The following is a 20460-nucleotide window of genomic DNA, read 5'->3' as shown; positions in this document are numbered from 1 at the left end:
TGCTATACAAAAAAACTACACTCCATTGCCTTAAACTACTAACAAAAGACAATAGGTGTAGCTTTCCAATAATTAATTTAGTATTATAAAATAATTGGGCGCATATCTTCAAGTATCCCCTCTTCCTCAGTTGCACGTTGGATACTTTCACCCACAATACGAACCATATCCTCTAATTGTTCCACAGTGGATGCCAATGGAGGCATGAGAATAACCACGTCACCGATAGGACGACAGATAAGTCCTTGCTCACGGGCGAGGATTGCCACCTTAGCACCGACCGCATCATTTGGGCGATACGCTTCGTGAGTTGCCACATTTTTTTCAAGTTCAATACCTACGATGAGGCCTCGCTGACGAACCTCTTTAACATGCTTCAATGACTTAATAGGTTCTAAAGCCTTTGTGAAAGCTTCTACTTTAGCAGGCAATTGTTCAATTACCTTTTCATCACGAAATACTTTCAAAGAAGCCAATGCAACGGCACAAGCCAAGGCATTACCGGTATAGGAATGACCATGATAGAAGGTTTTCTTTTCTTCAAAAGTGCCGAGGAATGCATCGAATACACGTTTTGTAGTCAATGTTGCTGCTAATGGAAGGTACCCACCAGTGATGCCTTTGGATAAGGTCATAAAATCTGGAGATACGCCTTCATGCTCGCAGGCAAAGAATTTACCAGTCCGACCAAAGCCTGTAGCCACTTCGTCGACGATGAGGAATACATCGTGTTGTTCTGTTAACTCACGAACACGTTTCAAATAGCCGTGAGGCATTACGAGCATGCCTGCTGCTGCTTGCACCAATGGTTCCATAACGAGAGCCGTGATTTCATCGCCTTCTTCGTTAAGGATGCGTTCCAATTCAGCCAACGACTCTTCAAAGGCTTTATCTCGATCTGCCAAATCTCTATACACACCAGGGCTTGGCAATGTTAATGGTTTAAATAATAGATTATGGAATACTTGGTGAAATAATTGAATACCACCTACTGATACCGTGCCTAATGTATCCCCATGATAGCCTGCATTGAGGGCGATAAACTTAGTTTTCTTAGTTTGGCCCACTTGCTGACGATATTGATATGCCATTTTAATAGCCACTTCGATAGCTGTACTGCCATCATCGGACAAGAATACTTTATCGAGGCCTTTTGGAGCAAGCTCTACAAGTTCTTTACACAATTGTGCAGACGGAGGACTTACGAGACCTAATAATGTGCTATGTGCAATTTTATCGATTTGATCCTTCAATGCTTGGTTCAATACAGGATGGTTGTGACCATGAATATTAACCCACAACGAAGATACGCCATCGTAATACTTTTTACCGTTCTCATCGATGAGATATACCCCCTCACCGCGTTCAATTACCACTGGCTCTTGTGCTAGCCAATCTTGCATTTGTGTAAATGGATGCCATACAAACTCGTGGTCCCATTGTGCTGCTTGTGAAAGCTGTTTTTCTGCCATTTCGTCACCTCATACTTACTAAGTTTTACAACCTATAACTCTCTATGACTATAATTAATGTAAGTTAACTTACTATATATAGTAAGTTATATAACTATGCATATCTAACTACGCTAAATTGATGTATATAATTTATGCTAAGTTTCTACCACTAATAAATAACGAATTATCCGATCTAAGCTTTATAGCCCTAAAACGGTGTTCCATAATTCCTTAGAATCAATAAAAGAGCGAGCCCAACCAAGTTGAACCTTGTGAATATCCGGGCCTTGGTATGGCGGTACTACAGCTACTACAGGAACACCTGTGTAACGCTCCATATCTGCCACATTTGTTTTCAATAAAAACAGGTCTACAGCTGTCGTATCATTTACGATAATAGCTTTCACCTCGATACCATGCAATTTAGCATATTCGCAAGTCAAAACGGCACGATTAATAGATCCAAGCCGACCATCTGCTACAATAATAGCTGGTAATTTGATATCTTTCATAAAATCCGTGAAAGTTTTATCTCCATAGAGAGGGGTCGTGATACCGCCAGCACCTTCTACAAAGGTTATGTCATAGCGACTCACTACATCTAATGTATGTTCTACAAGACCATCATAGTCAATCTCGATACCAGCCAATTCCGCTGCAAGGCGAGGAGAAAAATCACCGGCAATAGCATAAGGATTCACTTCATGACGACGAGATTCAGGAATACCTGCCGAGCGCATCAAATGTGTCGCATCTTTACTCTCAAGACCGATATTATAATTATCCTCATCCATCGTCACACATTCAGGGAAAGGCACTGCACTAGAAGACACAGGTTTCACCATCCCAACAGCAAAGCCATCGTCTACAGCCATCGCCCCCAATAACCCGGTCACAAACGTCTTACCTACATCTGTATCTGTACCAATTATAGAAATACCTAACTGCTTCATACAAAGCTCCTCTCAAGCGAATACTTACTGCCGCATAGGTTAACTAATTTATATGAGTAAGTTTACAATCTAATTACAATATACAGCGAAAAGGAATATATAGTCAACCTATTATTACTGTTCAAGTTTACGATGCTGTGACTCTATGGGGCCCGAATACATCACTACATTTTAGCTAAAAAGCTGTGTCCCTAACCTCCGCGCTCCATAGTAAACTAAGTCGCACTTCGCTTAGGAACACAGCTTTTTATAACATTATCGCAGTATTAGTCCCATAGAGTCACAGACCGCTACTTTGAATACGATAATAATAGGTTGGCTATATAAAATAAAGGATGCCTTAATACTTAAGTGTACAAAGCATCCTATCTATATCTTATCTTTATAGTCTATTTTAGTTTATTATCCTCCAAAAAGCTTTTTACGCACATCATCAGCATTGTGCATTATAGATTTCTCATCAACCTTATAATGTCTTGCTAAAAGAACTGATCTATTAATAGCCTCTGTAGAGTTCTGCGCATCACTGACGGCCTGTATATAGAGCATATTCGTCTTATGTTCTTCTAAAAGCTCATCATAAAACAACTTAAATTCTTCATCAAGTTTTACTTGATAACTATTGATGCGATCGTAAAAGGCAGCAATTTGCTTCTTTTCAAAAGCAGTAAAAACCTTATCCTTAATCCATGATTTAACATGCTTCCAAAGTGCTTTTAATATGGGTTTTACAAATATACAAATCTCTTTAATAACTAGATATATTAATCTAATCCATGCAATCAGATTCATTCTTAAAAAAATCAAAACTGCATTACCACCACCACGAATAACCGCATCAGCACCGTCAACAAGACACATAGTCCCCGTACTAATAAGTAACATCCATCGAAAAGTTTTATCTTTCATGTTAGGTAAACATTCACGCCAAGGTATCTTATACTGGAAATGCCTTCTAATCACATAAAAAGTTCTTATCATCAATTCATTAAATAGTACTGGTACAGCCATAGCAAGACCATGTCTAAAATCATATCCTTCTTGGAATACTTTTACCATTATAGTAGCAAAATCATTTAAGTGTTTCCCAACCTGGAATTGACCTACGTTAATAAATTGAAATAAATTCGTAAACGGAATTGGTAATCCGCTACCTCTCCCACCATTACCTCCACTACCTGATGAACCTGCGATATCAGATAATACATGCCCTAGCCAATTAACAAAGCCTGAAAATAACTTTGCAATATAATTACTGCCCTCCAGGCGGAAATCACTATCAGTAGTGTCTATTCTGATGAGTGTCCCATCAGCTACATAAGTTGCTGTATTTGTAAACTGATCTAATATTGAAAAAAATAATCCTACAGGATCTGGACTATGCCCTAACGACTTAATATGGTGATTAATTGTAGCCATTTGAAATGCTCCATTAACATCTACTGAGCTTCTATGGTCATAATTAACCTTAAAATTACGTTCAAAATAACCTATAGCAGATGCTATATTGTTTTCCTGTCCAGATTTTGGATTCCATCCTGATAACTTGGCAACCTTCCTGACTAGATCATCAACTACATTATCTGCCATTTTCGTAAATGCACCAGTATCAGGTACTCCGACAAAAAATACATCAATAAGTCCAGCCATCAAGCCTGACATACCTGCAAACATAGCATCATAACGATCAAAGGAAATATCCTCAACATGTTGGGCTATATCATCATATTGATACTCATTTATTACATTAGTTAATGCTAATGTACTCATAATTTAATAAACCACCATTTGCACTAAATAAATTTAACAATTAATTTCATTCTTTATTTAAATATTAGGCTACTTTTTCATTCAATATTTTTGCCATTACAGCTGCAATATTAGCCGCAGCTCCAACATTTTTCATTTCACTCTCAGTAAGTTCAGTCCAATGACTTTTTGCACTTAATCTGAAATTATCTACAATGTAAGAGAAAACTCTATCTTGTTTATTTAATTCTTTACAATGTAATTCAACTTTGGTAGTCAGTTCTTTTAGTTTATTTTTTTCTTCTTTTAATTTTTTAATTTGCTCAGTTGCTTTTCTAGCAATCTCCTTATTTTTGCTATTAGCCATAAAGCCACCAATAGCAAGTGCGGTTCCACTAACAGCCCAACCAACAGGCCCTGTTGTTGCTATCAATACGCTACCACCCGCAATACCACTACCGCCAGTAGCAATAGCTCCTCCACCAAGCCAAGCCAATGTGGCATTAGTAACTGCAACACTAGATAATGTAGCGATGGCAGTACCAAAGTTCTGGTTATTAACTTCACTTTCTAGTCTTTTTAATTCACCATCAAATTTATTTAATTCAGTTTCAATTTGTTGTAACTCTATTTCAATATCATCTGGTTTTCCACCAATTCTTTCGATTTCATCATGAAACATTTTAACTTTGTCTTTTATTTCAAGTTTATTATTATGAAAACCCTCGAGAGTATTCACTGTGGTTGTTAACTGTTCATCATATAAACTTTTTTCTTTTTTCAAACTAGAAAGTGCTTCTTTTTTTAATCCACTATTAAACATATGTCCCCCTGCAAGCAAATAATAAATTAATACTATTAGTAGTCTATCAACAACCCTTTAAAATTCATCATTAATTCATAAATCGCAAATTAAACTTTCATCATATATTCATAAAACAAGACTTATTCATCAATATTCTGCATATGTATCTCTTGACTTTGCAAAAATAAAAAGAATATCTATATACAAGAGTCTTTGTTAAATACAGTTATAAAAAGAGTGATGACTAACCAATTAGCGACTTAGCTCGCTTTGGAGCGTAGAGGTTAGTCATCACTCTTTTTTACCTAAATGTAGTTATCTAACGGAGCCCATTAATTTCTCTCCCCTCTTGATACAGCGAAATTACGATAACTCGTTAATGGACATTTAGATTTGATGGGACTAGTTCATAGGTACAGTAGGAAAAAGGACGCTAACTAACCGATTAGCGACTTAGCTCGCTTTGGAGCGTAGAGGTTAGTTAACGTCCTTTTTCACCTAAATGTACAAATCAACTTGGGCCCCATCAAATCTCGGATTATATTTCGAGGTAACGGAATTCGCCTGTATCAGGATCCATCATGCCGCCATAGAACCCCATTCCTTTTGGAAATAGTGGATGGTGGCGTAGGAAGTTAACTGTATAAATTACATTGTCTTCAGAAATATGAAATCTATCCATCCAATCGATAAGGCCTGGTTCAATCATGCGAATAGCATCTTCACTAATACCTTTCGCTTTCATAGATTCCATAAAAGTAGTAGCAGAAAAGTCGATCATACCGCAGTTTTCATGACCGATGATTAGCACATCTTCAATTTCCATACCATAGGTAGCAACGAGCAGACTTTGCACGATGTTATCAATAGGTTGTGTTACACTATTGCCTGCAGTTTTAATGACAATTATCTCTCCTCGATGAAAGCCTAGTGCTTCTTCTAGCATACCTACTAAGCGGGTATCCATACAGGTTACAATACCTAACTTTTTTGTAGGATGACTTGTTAATCCAGCCTTTGGTAACTCAGGATGATGTTTTACATAGTCTTTATTGGTTTCAATTATTTTTGCAATGTCAATCATAAGGGCCCTCACTTTATATACTCTATTTCCACCTGAAATAGATTCTATTCATTATATACACCTTATTCATCATAAAACAAGTTAAATTTATCACTTATAAATAATTATTACAGCCTATCCAAACCACACAAAGTTCATTACTCAAGTAATAATACTATACTCATAATCAATATTTATCTTCACAGTCCTCAATACCTTTACATTCACAAGAAATGAATATTCTGTATATTTCTTATATATGTGGTAGATTTAAAAACCCTTCCTATGGTACTATTAACACTATAGAAAGCAAACGCCACATGATACCGCATATGACGTGAACTGTATGTACAGTAAGGAGGTTTTATAATGGGTATCAATCAAAAAACGTTGCCAGGCATTTTACTCTGTGCCATTCTCGCTATTCCTTGTTGGTTGCTAGGACAGCAATTTCATCTAGTAGGTAGTCCAATCTTTGCCATTATTTTAGGTATAATTATCGGTTCTATCTTCACATCATGGAAACGGGAAAAAACAGGTGCTGGCATTGGGTTTACATCAAAAAAGATTTTACAATGGGCCGTTATTTTGTTGGGCTTTGGTCTTAACATTACACAGATTCTACATGTAGGTTGGATTTCTTTACCTGTCATCATTTCTACCATCGCTACATCGTTAATCGTATCCTATGTTATTTATCGATTAACTCATATTGACTCTAACTCAGCAGTCCTCATCGGTGTTGGTTCATCCATTTGTGGTGGTTCTGCTATTGCTGCGGCGGCTCCAGTTATTAAAGCAGAGGATCATGATATTGCACAAGCAATCTCTGTTGTATTCTTTTTCAATGTAGTAGCCGCCTTTGTATTTCCTCAATTAGGTGACGCCATTGGACTCTCTAACATGGGCTTTGGATTGTTCGCTGGTACTGCAGTTAACGATACTTCTTCTGTAACAGCAACAGCTGCTGTATGGGATAGTATGAAAGGTACTGGCACACAAGTTCTGGAATATGCTACTATCGTAAAGCTAACACGTACCCTAGCTATCATTCCTATATGCTTAGGTCTTGCTAGTTATCAAGTATACAAAGCTAAGAAAAATGCCTCTCAAACAGATGGCGCAAATGTTAGTATTGCTAAAATTTTTCCAAGATTTGTTTTATACTTTGTACTTTGCTCCCTTGTCACAACAGCATTATCCTATGCTAATGTAGATATTCAATTCTTGAGTATCTTCAAAACAATTTCCAAATACTTTATTACAATGGCCATGGTAGCAATTGGCCTTAATACAAATATTGTAAAATTATTAAAATCCGGTGGCTCAGCCCTTGCCTTAGGAGCTTGTTGCTGGATTGCTATCTCCGCTGTAAGCCTTATGGCACAACATATGATAGGTTTATGGTAGAAAATATACAGATATTGTATATTATGTTATAATTATATATGAATAGAATAGTAAGGACCCCTCCAGTAATGGAGGGGTTTCGTGCTACTATTCACCTTATTAGTACTTTATCATACCATAGTCAGGAGGGTTAATATGTACTTCTTACAAGGACTTCTTGTCGGCCTCGCTACGTTTGCCCCTGTTGGCATGCAAAACCTCTTCATTATTAATACGGCCTTGGTGCAACCTGTTCGCCGTATTATATTGACGCTGATCATACTAGCGTTTTTTGACATGAGTTTAAGTGCTGCCGCCTTCTATGGTATTGGTACCGTTCTTGAAATGTGGCCACTCACAAAACTTATAGTTCTCATCTTTGGGGGACTCCTCATTGTATATATGGGTTTTAATATATTTAAAACTCAACCAGACATACGCAACGTAGACACGCATATTCCAATTAGGAAAATTATCGTCTCAGCCATCGCTGTATCATGGGGCAATCCACAAGCCATTCTAGATGCGACAATGATGCTCGGTGCTTTTCAGGCTAATATTCCAAAAGAAAACATCTACCACTTCTTCTCTGGTTTCTTGGTAATGACACCTATTTGGTTTGGATCTCTAGCTACCACAATGCATCTTCTAGCTAAAAAAATTAAGATTACTCATATGGCATGGATTAACCGTTTCTGTGGTTCGGTTCTCGTCATTTACGGTATCAAGCTATGTATTGATGGCCTCATGATGTTAAAAGACTTTTTGTAAGGCTATACTCATAGATACAAAAAAAATTTAAATTTCTAATACTATCATAACTATATAAGGAAAATACAAATAGACGATGTGCAGAAAAAGAAAAAAGTCGTTAGCAAATTGCTAACGGCTTTTTCATTTATAATCTCATTTATAATTTTTCAAGTACCTGCTGGAACATATCTCTGAGTGCTACAATATATGAATTATTTTGATTTCGTTGAGATATAAAGTAGTAGTGGCGTTCCATAGGTTTACCATGATTCATCAATACCTTACGTTCGATACCTGGCATAGGATCTGTTAAATATTTAAAACAATCTAATAGTAATAGCCCTTGCTGCCCTGCAACTAAGTATCGTGCTTCTTCTAACGTACGAGCATAAGCGAAGGCGCCATTATAACCTATGGCTTTGCGATAGTGTTCTTCTTCAGACAAGGTATATTTCCCACGACACAATAAAATAAGTGGTAAATCATCGATATGCTTTAGTTCTACACAGCCTTCATTAGTATATCCTTGTGGTACCTCAATAAATGTAGTGGCTTTATCAATTAAATGACTTTCAAAATCATCAGATAAAATTTGCCATTGATCATTAAATACTACATCTACACGACGATCACTGAGCATGCCATATAGCTCTTCATGACTGCCGCTGTACATACGAATATCTAAATTTTTATAACGCTTTGCCATGTGAATCACCGTTTGCTGCATAGCAATTCCACTGTAACGATTCAAATAACCAATGCGCAAACTCACACGTGCATCTGTACCGATACGCGTCGTTTCTACCTTAATATCATGAAACCGTTCTAATAGTTTTTTCCCAGATCGATATAAATATTGTCCTGCTGGTGTTAGATGAAAGCTTCGTTTTTCTCGAACCATTAGTTCAACACCAAGACTAGTTTCAAGAGCTTTGATTTGCTGAGATATAGCAGATTGAGATACATATTGCTCTGTTGCAGCTTGTGTAAAACTGTTGTTATCTACTACACACACAAAATACTCTAATTGTTTTAATAACATAACGATGCACTCTCATCTCTTTTATCGATTAGACAGACTAATATCTTTAAAACATTTCGCAACTTACCGCCCTCCACGCATTGGAGTTTGTCATACGTATCTTTTACATATTATCTATATATTATCTATATATTTTTTATATATTATCTATACATATTACTAATTATATGTAACTATATCTAACTGTGAAAACTACTCAGCTATAATGATTTACTTTCACTGGGAATAATTAAACTGCGATAAATAAATAGCGCCGCTATAAAGAATATAGCTGCTGTAGACCAAAAGACCGCCCCGTACCCAAAGGCACGAGCAATCATGCCACTAATAACAGGGCCCAATACATTTCCCATCATGGCCACACTAGACACCGCACCAAACACGATACCTCGTCGCTCAATAGGAACAGCCTTAGATATGAGCGTATTCGCAATCGGTGTAATAAAACCCATGAAGAATCCTGCAATGGCACGGAATATTCCAAGGCCCCATATACTAGGCATTATATATTGAAGTATAAACAAAGTCCCTACAGCCCATGTAGCAGTAAAAACAATACGAGGCATGGTTAAACGTTCTGTTATCTTACCAATGGAGATTGAAGCTAAAGCACTAAACAAACCGGCGCCAAAGATGATTATACCAACAATAGTGGCTACAAACTCATCATTCATATGCATATAGTGCTTAATGTATAGTGGTAAAATGGGACCAATACCAGTAATACCAAAATTACATAAGAACAATAGCCCTACCAAGAGGCGAACTCGAGGTATGACTAAAAAGGATTTAATTAGAGACAGCTGCGACTCTCTAGCATCTACCTTATGCTCAAACTGTAGATTAGGCATGAATAGATAAATTCCCAACATACAAAGCCCTGTTAAGGCTGAGAACATAACAAATGGTGCACGATAACCTAATAAGTCCGCCACCAAACCACCCATGAGTGGTCCAAAAACGAGGCCCATAACCATGGAGGCTTGATATAAGCCCATTGCCCAAGGTACCTTATTTTCAGGGGTTACGAGAATAATAATAGCCAATCCTATTGGAACATAGCCCCCTACCACACCTTGCAATATACGTAACATTAATAACTGCCATGGTGTTTGTGTAAAAGCACAGGCACCAACAGTCACCATCAGGGTAAACAAGATGAACATCATTACCTTACGCGGACCAAGCTGATTAGCCTTACGCGACCAATAGGGTGCACTCAGTGCCACCATACAAGGCGTTACACCTGATACAAGGCCTGCCCACATGGCGGCTTCTCCTGGATCATGAATACCTAGCTCAGCTAAAAATAACGGAAGAAAGGATAATACACCAATAATTGTTATACCCCCACCAACCTGTATAGTACAGATTAGGTATATAATTCGTTTCCAAGAAGAATCCATAATATCCTTCTTTCTTATTTGAAATTACCTATAAAGGTAGTAATATACATATCGATATGAGCTAAAGAATACTATAATACAAAAGAAATGTTTATAGAACAGATTTTTATTCTTACCTCAAAAGAATGCAACAGCATATATTTACATAAATCCATAGAATATATACTTATAATTCTATTGTATCGCAAACAACCTAAAAAGACCATCGCTTATACCCGTAAGGGTCAGCGATGGTCTTTTTTATCGTGTGATTCTCCTACTTTTACCAAAGAAAGAGATGCCTACGATATATTATTTTTGTTTGAACATCCAATAAATATAGTAAATAACAAGCGCATAAGTCACTACGTCAAATACAGGTAAGAATGGCACCATTTTAGATAAACGTCCAAATCCATGAACATGGATATTTGCCGCAATAATAGCAACAAGATTCAAGCGATGAATCCAGATTGCTTTCTTACGGGATACAGATTTTGCCATATTCCCTACCCAAGGTGTTAAGTATAATACCGCAAAGATAAGAGCAATAAACATAGCCACAAGGGAGATATAACCACCCCAGAAGCCTAAGAAGGATTTCAAAGCTTTCAAGAAGTATACATACCAGTGTGCACATACGAGAACCACACTAACAATACCTACGATGCGATGAATTTCAAACATTTCTTTTGGATTGTATCGTTTGATAAACCATTTTGGTTTTGTTGCAATGTATGTTAATACAAGCCATGCCACATAAGGAATAAGGCCTAAGTGAACCTTCCAATTGCCGAATGGTCTACCACCTGTTACATAACCATATTCCACCATCCCCATAAATATTAAGGATAAAACTGCAATCCAAATTAAAATATGGTATTTACTCTTAAACTGTTTTTTTACAACTTCTGCCATAATAAACCTCTCTATGTCTTATATATACAATCTACAAGTATACATCTAGTTTGGCCTAATGTAGCATGCTAATAAAACACTCTCACCCTATAGCATTCTACTTAGAACTAATTACTGATTAAATTAGAATTTAAAGTTAAGATCCGCACGATAGTAATCATTTACGCGATTACCCTCTTGTGTTTTAGCATTGAAACCGTAGTATGCATTAATGCCGATATTTTTCTCTGGTGCGTAGGATGCACCTAATTGCCATGCTTTATAACCTTCATACCGTGTTTTCTTTAATAAATCATTAGATTCATATTTTTGTGTTTTAAATACAGGTGCATTCTTAGCTTGATCAAAGTAATCTAATCGGATAGCCCAAGAGTTCTTCTTATTAATTTTATAGTCGCCCCATTTAACGCCAACGTTCCAAATATCGGAATCACTCAAGCCAGATGCTTTTACCCACTCGCCATCAATACCAAATTTACCAATATTATACTTAGCATTAAATCCATATACATTATCGAATTCGTTATTTTTCTTGCCATTACCCATACGTACATTCGTTGTACCTACATGAGCAAACATACCACCAAAACCAAAGTGATCATTAACAGCTACATTAGCATTGATAAGACCTACATCACCATTATCAGCTTTACTAGTCTTAGCAAAACGACCTGCTGTCATGTAACCATAAGCGCCATTTAATGTCACTTTTTTACCAAGTTTAGCTGTAGCGCCTACACCATCAAAGTTAGAGCTATAAATCAAGCCACCACCAAATTTTTGAGTATAGCGACCCGCATCGACCACAACATTTTTATCGAATTTGTGCTCTACATATGCTAAATCCCAATTAGCTTGTGCCTCTTTAGAGCTATCACCTAGTTCAATAGAGCCTGTTGTAATACGTGCTTTAACAGATGTATTTTTATTAACCTTTGCATCAAGACCTAAACGTACACGAGCTGTGATTTTATCTTCGTAATCATAACCATCGATACCCTCTTTACCGATATAGTTGATACGAGCATCACCAGTAACTTTGACATTGCCTACTTGATCTTCCAATTTAGCTACCCGCACACCGAGTGTATTCAATTCATTGGAAAACTCATCAGCTAAGCGATTCAACATAGCTTGTTGTTCTGCATTAGCACGGTCTTGATTAGCCATGCCTTTCGCAATCATTTGAGCCATTTCGTAACGAGTAATGTTATTTTGGCCTTTGAAAGTACCATCTGGATAACCATTGATAATACCCGCTGTAGCTAATTGATCTACAGCTTGATAAGCCCAGCTATCGGACGGAACATCGGAAAATGGGTTAACAGCAAAAGCTGTAGCCACACCCATCATGGCTGCTACTGCAAAAGCACTAGTCATTTTACGTTTAATCATGATAAACCTCACACAATAAAATAAGAAAGAATAAAATGAGTAGACAATGAATATATGAAGTTCATTATCATTATCACATGTAACATAAAAATAATAACAACTTTCATTAATTGAGTAAAGAGAAAATGTATATCAATCTCACAATTATATATACCTTTGACTAATAATATGCCCTATTTAATTTCCTAAATAATAAAAATATAACGAAAAAATCCCTTCTGTTTAACACAGAAGGGATTTGTATGTATCTTATTATCTCTTTTTAAACATCAAGTAGATACAGTAGATAACAAGGCCGTACGTGATAATATCAAATACTTGTAAGAATGGTACCATTTTGGAAATGCGATTAAAACCATGAATATGGATATCTGCAGCAACTAATGCTACAAGATTTAAGCGATGAAGCCAAATGCCCACATTACGACCAGAAGGTGTAACTTTTCTAAGTTTTGGAGTTAAGAACGCAAGGCCAGAAATTGTGCCAATACCAAAGGAAGTAAGTGCCACATAGCCACCCCACCAACCGAGGATGGATTTAGCTGCTTTACCAAAATAGAGATATAAATGAAACCCAATAACAGCTACAGATGCAATACCTAGTGCACGGTGAATCTTGAACATTTCACCCAAATTATAACGGCTTGTAAACCATTTAGGTCTAGTTGCCAAATAAGTCATAACAATCCAGGCACACCAAGGTACAAGACCTGTATAGACTTTATAGTTACCAAAAGCACGCCCACTTTCAATGTAGCCCCATTCCAATAAACCGATCATAATTAATGCAAAGATCGTAATCCATATAAAGATATGGTAAATACTCTTATACTGTTTTGTTTCCACTTGATTCATTGTAAACCTCTCTAAAATAATACCTATAATATCTAATTTACTTAATATATTTTATCATTTAAATCGAAATCTGTAGATTACTTATATTAGATAGGTAGTATTTATTATAAGAATAATTCTAAATTAGAATATGATTCGACTTGAATTGTAATACTATATACAGCAACCCCATATAGTATCATTAGTATTTTGATTATCATTAGTATTTTGATTTAGCTTAGAACAAAAAAATAACATACTCAAACAAAAAGCCCCTTGTACTAGTCAGCATAAGCTTTCACCAATACAAGGGGCTAAGGATTAATTTGTCATATTATAAAGAGCATGCAAATCAATCATCATCCTAATTATTTTTCGTCTCGTTTACGATATACGATGAACGGACGTGTTAAGTAGTTGAGTGGAACACTCAAGCAGTGTACCAAACGGCTGAATGGGAAGATAATAGCAACCACCATCCATGCCAACATGTGGAATTTAAACATGAATGGCACGCCTTCCATCAAGGATGGATCAGGCATAAAGGATAGTAAGCTACGGAACCATGGGCCGATGGATACACGGTAGTCAAAAAAGCCAGATGCATTAAGCAATGTACCAGCCATACCACTAAAGATAGCTAATGTTAAGAATAAATATAACCATTTATCAAGGCCAGATGTATTTACTTTCATAGCAGGTACAGTAAAGCGACGTTTCATCAAGAGCAAGAAACCAACGATGAAGATGATACCCGCTACAGCACCCATATATAATGCACCTTCATGGTACATATGGTCATTGATACCCAAAGCTGCAGTCCAAGCTTTAGGCACTAATACACCTACTACGTGACCGCCGATAACGCATAGCAAACCAAAGTGGAACAATGGATTGGCAATACGTAATTGTTTTTTCTCTAAAAATTCACTTGATTTTGTAGTCCAGTTTCTTTCAAAGTAGAAGAAACGAACAAGTGTGCCTACGATTAAGAAGGTAAACGCAATATATGGCAAAGCGCCCCATAAAAATAGATTCATCGTGCACCGTCCTCCAATCCATTTGCAACCGACAATATGATATCAAATAAGAATGCATAGGTCAGTTTTGCTTCGATCAATCGATCCCGAATATATTCTAGCTTTGGTTTACAATAATCATACACTTCACGAGCCTTTTCAGGTTCGATAACTGCACATAACTCTAAAATAGCTGGAATATAGTCAGGCATCTCCTTTGGTAAATCATAGCCATTTTCTAGAAAGAAGGCTTTATATTTAACGAGTTCCTCTGCTTGTTCCCCTGTACCTTGCAATTCGTAAGTCGATAAGTACATCGTCGTATTACGGCTGAAGTCAAAGATACGTACGTATTGGTCTTCAAAGGCCTTACGATCCGTTTCTTCAATGTAATCAAAGAACTCTAGCAATCCTTGGCGAAGCTGAGGATGCTCAACAGAGTAAGTATCCTCTTTCCATTCACCAAGTTCATTGTACCAAGATTCATCTGGATACCGAAGCAAAAAAGAAGCAATGAGAGCTATTTTTTGTGCATCATCCATTATGGCAACCCCCTGTCGGGCATGCAAAACCGCGATTATGTTGCATTTCTAAGCGACCTTCGCGAGATACATTAACATCGGATGGGATAACAAAACGATCATTATATTTAGACAATGCTAACAATTTGTACATAGCATACATTTGCTCTTCTGTAAGATCTACTTCATGAGCGATTGCTTCGTCACCTGTTTCACGGCGGCGCATGTATTCACGCATATCGAGAATGCGTTGTAATACACGAGCTAAAATATCTGTATTACCAGCAGTAAACATATTAGCTAAGTATTGTACAGGCACGCGCATTTCATGTGCATCTGGCAAGTATACATCAGATGTAACACGTTGTAAGATTGGGCTGAGCGGTGGCACATACCAAACCATAGGTAATGTGCGATACTCTGGATGCAATGGCAATGCAACGCCCCATTCTTTTACAAGCTTGTAAACAGGAGATTTTTTAGCTGCTTTCAAGAAGGCTTCAGAGATACCTGCTTCACGAGCGGCTTTAATAACCTCTGGGTCATTAGGATCCAAGATCAAATCTACTGTATTTTGGTAAATTTCTTGTTCATCCTTCGTAGCTGCCATTTCTTGAACTTTGTCCATATCGTATAAAACTACACCAACATAGCGCATACGACCTACACATGTTTCAGCGCAAATTTGAGGCAAGCCATTTTCCAAACGAGGGTAACAGAATACACATTTTTCAGCTTTATTTGTTTCCCAGTTATAGAAGATTTTTTTGTATGGGCAAGATGGAACGCAATGTCTCCAACCACGGCATACATCTTGAGAAACAAGTACAACACCATCTTCATCACGCTTATAGATAGCACCGGATGGACATGCTGCTACACATGCAGGATTCAAACAATGGTTACAAAGACGTGGTAAATAACGCATGAATACTTCTTCGTAGTCAAATACGATATCATCACCCATCTTAGCCAAGTTCACATCTTCCCGTGCATGATGACCACCAGCCAAATCATCATCCCAGTTAGGGCCCCATGTTACTTCCATTTTTTGCTTTGTTAACAAAGAACGAGGACGTGCTACAGGTTGATTATTTTTACGACCGGTATGAATCAATGTTTCATAATCGTATGTCCAAGGTTCAAAGTAATCCGTAATTTCTGGTTGTTCTGGATGATAGAACAACTTCATCAATCGAGAGCCTTTAGAGCCTGTGGAAAGCGCCAAATTACCGCTTTTATCGAGAGTCCAGCCACCCTTCCATTTCTCTTGGTTTTCCCAATTACGTGGGTAACCCACGCCAGGGCGGGTTTCCACGTTATTAAAGTACATATATTCCGCGCCTTCGCGGTTCGTCCATGTATTTTTACAAGTAATAGAGCATGTATGACAGCCTAAACACTTGTCCAAATTTAGGACCATGGATACTTGAGCTTTAATCTTCAAGCCAATCCACCTCCTTCAATTTACGAGCCACAATTGTCATATCACGTTGGTTACCAGTTGGGCCATAGTAGTTAAAGCCATAGCTCAATTGACCATAACCGCCGATCATGTGTGTCGGCTTCATGTGAATATGAGTTGGCGCATTGTGTGTACCACCGCGACGATCTTTCTTAACTTGCGTACCAGGAACGTTGATGTGACGGTCTTGGGAGTGATGCATATAAGAAATGCCACGAGGAATACGTGGAGATACAACTGCACGAGCTGCAACTACACCATTTTTATTGAAAGCTTCTACCCAGTCGTTATCTTTAACACCAATTTCTGCTGCATCATCTTCGTTAAGCCAAATTGTTTGGCCACCGCGGAATAATGTCAACATTTGTTGGCTATCAAAGTACATACTATGTGTAGACCACTTATTATGTGGAGTTAAGTATTTCAATGTAATTTCTGGAATACCTTCTTGTTTATAATCACCTTGTACTGGTTTATATGACAATACAGGTTTGTACAATGCCATAGCTTCGCCATAGTCGCGCATCATTTCATGATCACAATAGAACGATTGACGACCTGTTACAGTACGGAATGGTACCTTATCTTCTGTAGATGTTGTAAATGGAGAATAACGACGGTTTTTATCGTTCTTACCAGTACTTGTTACAGAGCTAATGATAAAGCGTGGTTGACGAACCATGTCATCGAAGGTAATTTTTTCTTGTTCGCGACCTTTTGCATTCTTTTCAAGCCCAGAAAGACCTGTTTTTTCTTCCATCGCTTTCCAAGAACGAACCGCTAATTTACCATTTGTACAAGAAGATAATGTTAATACAACATTACAAGCTTCCTTACATTCGTAAATGCTTGGACGGCCATGAGAAATGAAATCTGGATTATCAATCGTACCATTTTGAGCATACAATGTTTGATATTCGTCAGATACATCCCACGCCAAACCGTGAGCACCCATTTTATTTTCGATATTAGGTCCTAAAGCAATGTATTTTTCAAAGATCTGACTGTAATCGCGTTTTACATGAACGAGGTTCGGCATTGTTTTACCAGGGATTGGTTCACATTCGCCTTTACTCCAATCAAGAACTTTACCTTCTGGTTGCGCTACTTCGCCTGGGCTATCATGTCCAAGTGGAGTAGCTACAATATCTTCATATTCTGTAAAGCCAGATTCTTTTGCTACGCGAGATACTGTTTCTGCAAGGGTACGGAATGTATCCCAGTCGGATTTAGTTTCCCATGCGCAATCAACAGCAGCTTGGAATACATGTACATATGGATGCATATCTGTGGAAGACAAGTCTTCTTTTTCATACCATGTAGCTGCTGGGAACACGATATCAGAATATAAACCTGTAGACGCCATACGGAAGTCGATATCAATTAAGAGATCAAGCTTACCCGCACCATCTGCTTCGCGCCATTTAATTTCTTCTGGACGCGTAGGAGCATCATCATCTTCCAATACGGCATTTTTTGTGCCCAATAAATGTTTCAAGAAGTACTCATGACCTTTAGAAGAGGAGCCGATAAGGTTCGCACGCCATACAAACAGGTTGCGAGGGTGGTTTTCTTTAGCTGCAGGATCCTCTACGCAGAATTGTAAATCTTTATTTTTCAAGGCTTGTGCTACATATTGGTTGATTTCTGCTTCTGTACTAGCACCGGCTGCACGAGCATCATTAATCAATTCTTGGCTACCTTTATTGAAAGTAGGATAAGATGGCAACCAGCCTAAACGAGCTGCTAATACATTGTAATCCCCAGGATGACGATAGCGAGGTTTAGCCAATTTAGATACGCGGTCTGCCAAATCGATGCAGTCAGAACGATATTGCTCTGTAGCAAAGTAGAACCAAGATGTACCATTTTGCAAACGAGGAGCCTTACTCCAGTCATTGGCAGTCATGATACCACCCCAACCTTCAACAGGACGAAGTTTTTCTTGACCTACGTAGTGGGCCCAGCCACCACCGTTAACACCTTCTGTACCACAGAACATGATAAGATTCAAAATAGTACGGTAAATAACATCGGCATGATACCAGTGATTGATACCACCGCCCATGATAATCATGGAACGACCTTTCGTTTTTTCTGCATTATCTGCAAATTCACGTGCTGTAGCAATAGCAATGTCTGCTTTTACGCCAGTGATTTTTTCTTGCCATGTAGGTGTGTATGGAGTGTCGTCAGTGTAAGCTGTCGCCACCTCACCACCGATACCGCGGTCAATACCATAGTTAGCAAGAATGAGATCGTATACAGTAGTCACTTTCACAGGACCATCAACAGTTTGTACTGTAATAGTTGGAATAGCACGTTCAATAATGCCTTCGTGTTCTTCATCACCAAAGTACGGCAATTTAACAATCGTCACATCTTCACGTTGATCAAATACGGATAAACGAGGATCGATTTTAGCCCCTGTATCACGATTTTCAAGACGTAAATTCCATTTTTCAGGATGTGTGTGACGTTCGCCCATTGTACCATTAGGAACAACGATTTCATTTGTTAATTCATCAATCAATACCATTTGGAAGTCAGCGCCTTCCTCTTGGCTACCTAAGTCCTTAGCATTCAAGAAACGACCTGGTTGAACCGTGCCGTTGATGTCTTCAACGCGTACAAGGAATGGCATATCTGTGAACTCTTTTGCATACTCTTTAAAGTATGGAGTTTCTTTGTCGATGTAATATTCTTTTAAAATAACGTGACCCATAGACATAGCAAGCGCCGCATCGGTGCCAGCTTTTACATTGAGCCATGCATCGGAAGATGTGGTAGATTCCGCATAGTCAGGAGACACGGATACTACCTTAGTACCTTTATAGCGAACCTCTGTCAAGAAGTGAGCATCTGGCGTACGAGTTAACGGTACGTTAGAACCCCAAGTCATGATGTAACCAGCATTATACCAGTCACCAGATTCAGGTGTATCAGTTTGTTCACCCCAAACTTGAGGGCTGGAAGGTGGCAAATCGGCATACCAGTCATAGAAGGATAATGGTGTACCACCCATCAAGTTAAGGAAACGAGCCCCTGCTGCATAGGACAACATGGACATCGCAGGAATTACCGAGAATCCTGCGTTGCGGTCAGGGCCGTAAGTTTTTGCTGTATATAGTAAGGATGCTGCAGTGATTTCTGTTGCTTCATCCCATGTGGAGCGCACAAAGCCACCCATACCACGGGCAGACTTATATTTTTTCGCTTTTTCAGGATCTTCTACGATAGATTTCCAAGCTTCGATTGGGTTCTTAGCATTCTTCTTTGCTTCTCTCCAAAGCTCAGCCAATTCGCCACGTACATAAGGATATTTTACGCGCAAAGGGCTATAGAGATACCAAGAGAAGGTCGCACCACGAGGGCACCCACGTGGTTCGTAATCCGGCATATCATCTGGTGTTTCAGGGTAATCAGTTGCTTGATTTTCCCAAGCTACAACACCATTTTTAACATAAATGTTCCAGCTACAAGAACCAGTACAGTTTACACCATGAGTCGTACGGACTACTTTATCGTAGGACCAACGGTCACGATAAAAATTTTCCCACTCGCGACCACCATCTTCTGTGATTTGATGACCACTTGGAGATACTTCCTTCTTACGAAGAAACTTAAACTTTTGAGACAACAAGCTCATCTCGTGTCCTCCTTCAAAACTACAAAAAAATCCCTTGTGCTAGATGTGCTAACACAAGGGAGAAAA

16 protein-coding genes are annotated in these 20460 nt (G+C 38.2%); 2 read left to right on the top strand and 14 right to left on the bottom strand.

The window, feature by feature from the left end:
* Positions 1-83: 83 nt before the first annotated feature.
* The 5 genes from bioA to PK1910_RS09100 all read right to left on the bottom strand — a co-directional run bounded on the left by bioA (position 84) and on the right by PK1910_RS09100 (position 6045).
* Positions 84-1472: an adenosylmethionine--8-amino-7-oxononanoate transaminase gene (gene bioA, locus PK1910_RS09120; protein WP_308521497.1), complete on the bottom strand. Its 1389-nt coding sequence runs from the start codon at positions 1470-1472 to the stop codon at positions 84-86.
* A gap of 182 nt (positions 1473-1654) precedes the next feature.
* A complete protein-coding gene (bioD, locus tag PK1910_RS09115) occupies positions 1655-2407 on the bottom strand; it encodes a dethiobiotin synthase (protein ID WP_331298808.1) in 753 nt (250 codons plus the stop codon).
* 402 nt (positions 2408-2809) lie between these two features.
* Positions 2810-4177 carry a hypothetical protein gene (locus tag PK1910_RS09110; RefSeq protein ID WP_287511463.1) on the bottom strand — a complete coding sequence of 456 codons (1368 nt, stop codon included), beginning with the start codon at positions 4175-4177 and terminating at the stop codon, positions 2810-2812.
* Positions 4178-4241: 64 nt separating this feature from the next.
* The gene (locus PK1910_RS09105) at positions 4242-4979 is read right to left on the bottom strand and encodes a hypothetical protein (RefSeq protein ID WP_287511461.1); all 738 of its coding nucleotides are present in this window, start codon (positions 4977-4979) and stop codon (positions 4242-4244) included.
* 520 nt (positions 4980-5499) lie between these two features.
* The gene (locus PK1910_RS09100) at positions 5500-6045 is read right to left on the bottom strand and encodes a beta-class carbonic anhydrase (protein WP_004697813.1); all 546 of its coding nucleotides are present in this window, start codon (positions 6043-6045) and stop codon (positions 5500-5502) included.
* A 348-nt stretch (positions 6046-6393) separates the two neighbouring features.
* Here PK1910_RS09100 and PK1910_RS09095 point away from each other — a divergent pair, with 348 nt between their 5' ends.
* Entirely contained in the window at positions 6394-7434 is a 1041-nt protein-coding gene (locus PK1910_RS09095; protein WP_004697738.1) for a YeiH family protein, read from the top strand.
* A 135-nt stretch (positions 7435-7569) separates the two neighbouring features.
* Positions 7570-8184 carry a LysE/ArgO family amino acid transporter gene (locus PK1910_RS09090; RefSeq protein WP_287511457.1) on the top strand — a complete coding sequence of 205 codons (615 nt, stop codon included), beginning with the start codon at positions 7570-7572 and terminating at the stop codon, positions 8182-8184.
* A gap of 139 nt (positions 8185-8323) precedes the next feature.
* On the opposite strand, the gene PK1910_RS09085 is transcribed toward PK1910_RS09090, so the two are convergent.
* The 9 genes from PK1910_RS09085 to PK1910_RS09045 all read right to left on the bottom strand — a co-directional run bounded on the left by PK1910_RS09085 (position 8324) and on the right by PK1910_RS09045 (position 20394).
* Complete coding sequence (locus tag PK1910_RS09085; RefSeq protein WP_287511455.1) at positions 8324-9208, bottom strand: LysR family transcriptional regulator; 885 nt, start codon at positions 9206-9208, stop codon at positions 8324-8326.
* Positions 9209-9408: 200 nt separating this feature from the next.
* A complete protein-coding gene (locus PK1910_RS09080) occupies positions 9409-10614 on the bottom strand; it encodes an MFS transporter (protein ID WP_331298806.1) in 1206 nt (401 codons plus the stop codon).
* 291 nt (positions 10615-10905) lie between these two features.
* A complete protein-coding gene (locus PK1910_RS09075; RefSeq protein WP_004697749.1) occupies positions 10906-11511 on the bottom strand; it encodes a hypothetical protein in 606 nt (201 codons plus the stop codon).
* 123 nt (positions 11512-11634) lie between these two features.
* Positions 11635-12906, bottom strand: a complete 1272-nt coding sequence (locus tag PK1910_RS09070; protein ID WP_287511451.1) for a putative porin — start codon at positions 12904-12906, stop codon at positions 11635-11637.
* A gap of 252 nt (positions 12907-13158) precedes the next feature.
* Positions 13159-13761 carry a hypothetical protein gene (locus PK1910_RS09065; RefSeq protein ID WP_270279235.1) on the bottom strand — a complete coding sequence of 201 codons (603 nt, stop codon included), beginning with the start codon at positions 13759-13761 and terminating at the stop codon, positions 13159-13161.
* Between the two features lie 347 nt (positions 13762-14108).
* Complete coding sequence (narI, locus tag PK1910_RS09060; RefSeq protein ID WP_120055684.1) at positions 14109-14780, bottom strand: respiratory nitrate reductase subunit gamma; 672 nt, start codon at positions 14778-14780, stop codon at positions 14109-14111.
* Positions 14777-15301 (bottom strand): nitrate reductase molybdenum cofactor assembly chaperone, encoded by a 525-nt coding sequence (gene narJ / locus PK1910_RS09055; RefSeq protein ID WP_038125764.1) that lies wholly within the window; start codon positions 15299-15301, stop codon positions 14777-14779. Before narJ ends, narI begins: the two co-directional genes overlap by 4 nt.
* On the bottom strand, positions 15294-16727 hold the full coding sequence (gene narH / locus PK1910_RS09050) for a nitrate reductase subunit beta (RefSeq protein WP_038125763.1): 1434 nt from the start codon (positions 16725-16727) through the stop codon (positions 15294-15296). Before narH ends, narJ begins: the two co-directional genes overlap by 8 nt.
* Positions 16717-20394 carry a nitrate reductase subunit alpha gene (locus PK1910_RS09045; RefSeq protein ID WP_287511448.1) on the bottom strand — a complete coding sequence of 1226 codons (3678 nt, stop codon included), beginning with the start codon at positions 20392-20394 and terminating at the stop codon, positions 16717-16719. Before PK1910_RS09045 ends, narH begins: the two co-directional genes overlap by 11 nt.
* Positions 20395-20460 lie beyond the last annotated feature (66 nt).

The sequence above is a fragment of the Veillonella parvula genome, from assembly GCF_036456085.1.
In the GTDB taxonomy this organism is placed as follows: Bacteria; Bacillota; Negativicutes; order Veillonellales; family Veillonellaceae; genus Veillonella; species Veillonella parvula_E.
The sequence above is the reverse complement of the archived record's forward strand: the minus strand, read 5'-3'. Positions and strand labels throughout refer to the sequence as shown.

Coding starts and splice junctions, on each gene's coding strand:
- bioA (WP_308521497.1), bottom strand. CDS start 1,472: ATGGCAGAAAAACAGCTTTCACAAGCAGCACAATGGGACCACGAGTTT.
- bioD (WP_331298808.1), bottom strand. CDS start 2,407: ATGAAGCAGTTAGGTATTTCTATAATTGGTACAGATACAGATGTAGGT.
- PK1910_RS09110 (WP_287511463.1), bottom strand. CDS start 4,177: ATGAGTACATTAGCATTAACTAATGTAATAAATGAGTATCAATATGAT.
- PK1910_RS09105 (WP_287511461.1), bottom strand. CDS start 4,979: ATGTTTAATAGTGGATTAAAAAAAGAAGCACTTTCTAGTTTGAAAAAA.
- PK1910_RS09100 (WP_004697813.1), bottom strand. CDS start 6,045: ATGATTGACATTGCAAAAATAATTGAAACCAATAAAGACTATGTAAAA.
- PK1910_RS09095 (WP_004697738.1), top strand. CDS start 6,394: ATGGGTATCAATCAAAAAACGTTGCCAGGCATTTTACTCTGTGCCATT.
- PK1910_RS09090 (WP_287511457.1), top strand. CDS start 7,570: ATGTACTTCTTACAAGGACTTCTTGTCGGCCTCGCTACGTTTGCCCCT.
- PK1910_RS09085 (WP_287511455.1), bottom strand. CDS start 9,208: ATGTTATTAAAACAATTAGAGTATTTTGTGTGTGTAGTAGATAACAAC.
- PK1910_RS09080 (WP_331298806.1), bottom strand. CDS start 10,614: ATGGATTCTTCTTGGAAACGAATTATATACCTAATCTGTACTATACAG.
- PK1910_RS09075 (WP_004697749.1), bottom strand. CDS start 11,511: ATGGCAGAAGTTGTAAAAAAACAGTTTAAGAGTAAATACCATATTTTA.
- PK1910_RS09070 (WP_287511451.1), bottom strand. CDS start 12,906: ATGATTAAACGTAAAATGACTAGTGCTTTTGCAGTAGCAGCCATGATG.
- PK1910_RS09065 (WP_270279235.1), bottom strand. CDS start 13,761: ATGAATCAAGTGGAAACAAAACAGTATAAGAGTATTTACCATATCTTT.
- narI (WP_120055684.1), bottom strand. CDS start 14,780: ATGAATCTATTTTTATGGGGCGCTTTGCCATATATTGCGTTTACCTTC.
- narJ (WP_038125764.1), bottom strand. CDS start 15,301: ATGGATGATGCACAAAAAATAGCTCTCATTGCTTCTTTTTTGCTTCGG.
- PK1910_RS09045 (WP_287511448.1), bottom strand. CDS start 20,394: ATGAGCTTGTTGTCTCAAAAGTTTAAGTTTCTTCGTAAGAAGGAAGTA.